Genomic DNA, 1,336 nt, shown 5'->3' on the forward strand with positions numbered 1-1,336 from the left:
CCTTTCCAGGGCAAGGTCACGATGCCACCGCAGTAGCTGGGGCGGTGTAGATAGACTTGCTGGGTTTTGCGGTTGAAGCGGATCAGTAAATGACGAGAGGTGAACATTTCAAGGCGGGAAAGGTGATAGCCGTACTTGAAATAGATCCCAAAGGTAGCTACTGCAATAGTGGAATATAATGCAATCGGGATCGTGGCGAAAAAATCGAATGGGGTCTGGGAAGAAAGTTGGTTGAGCATTCTTGCTAGAAAGTAGATGGAAAATAATGTGGTGATTGATGCGAAAGTGATGATCGCCAATGAAAATAGAGTTACAAGGCCCCTTTTTGCTTCCAGCATGCCACAACGAATTTCCAGTATGGTTTGATCGAGTGCGTATACCGGTCCTCGAGTCCTCGGTGTTTCGCTGGCGCGCTGCTGCGCTTCTTTCTGACTTTCATCGTCTTCATATTCATAAGCGGCTATTTCTTTTAAACCGTATTTTTTTTCTATTTCTTTGTCGTTCTTGCGGTCTTCATCTGTTTCCAGCATGGCCTGCCAGAAGCCCCATTCTGCGAAATTCACTATAGGGTCCCTTCAATGGCATCGAAAAATGCGCTTAATTCATCTTCGGCACTGTTGTAACGGTTGGTCTCTCGATTGCGGCTGAAGCAGCATTTGTCACACCATTTTTCCAGAGCACTCTCATCGAGTATCAGCAATACAATGGTGGCAGTCAGCACGATAAGGCCTCCCCCCAAGCCATACGACCAAGTAGCAGTATGGCAGTCTGGTTGACGGCTAAGCGTGTGGCCCAACGGGACAGTACATCTAACAATACGCCGGGTATAAAGCGGCCACCCTTCAGCGCCAGCCACCGGAAGTAAGCCCCTGCTTGGGAAAAGGCAATTCCACCTTGCCCACTCAATAGGGCAAGCGTGGCAGTCGCTCTTATTGTGTAGGCAGCGCCGATAGTACTTTGTCGCGAGTTCGATAGGTCGTCCGACTTTGCGAACGCATTAACGCCGTCTTTGAGATCCCACCCGATACTCACCAACCCCCCCGCAGCCGCCATCCCCGCCCCCCACAGCCGATACCGCCCCAGGCTGATCTGCGCCCCCCGTGCGGTGGCGCTGTCCAGGCGCCGATGCTTCGCCCGGTCCAGGCTGTTGGGGGCTGTTTTGGGCAGGTAAGCGGACGGCACTTTGCAGGAACGATGGTTCAAGACTGACCGACTTCGGATTTTCCGCGTCTGCGCCGAGGCTTCTTTTCGGGGCGCTTGCCCGGCCGCACTGTCCAGAGATGCGCGTTGGCCCGCAAGCGTTCCTGGATATGTGGGGGGCGATCGGCAAGAGTGG

Annotated in this window: 1 protein-coding gene and 1 pseudogene; both read right to left on the minus strand. The window is 53.4% G+C overall.

The features are described 5' to 3' along the window. Positions 1 to 563: pseudogene (locus tag H621_RS0119515) on the minus strand (DUF4234 domain-containing protein); the annotation flags it as partial. Continuing rightward, entirely contained in the window at positions 563 to 721 is a 159-nt protein-coding gene (locus H621_RS28560; RefSeq protein ID WP_156905637.1) for a hypothetical protein, read from the minus strand. The gene H621_RS28560 and the pseudogene H621_RS0119515, both read right to left, overlap by 1 nt. Positions 722 to 1,336 lie beyond the last annotated feature (615 nt).

This window comes from Pseudomonas vranovensis DSM 16006 (assembly GCF_000425805.1).
In the GTDB taxonomy this organism is placed as follows: Bacteria; Pseudomonadota; Gammaproteobacteria; order Pseudomonadales; family Pseudomonadaceae; genus Aquipseudomonas; species Aquipseudomonas vranovensis.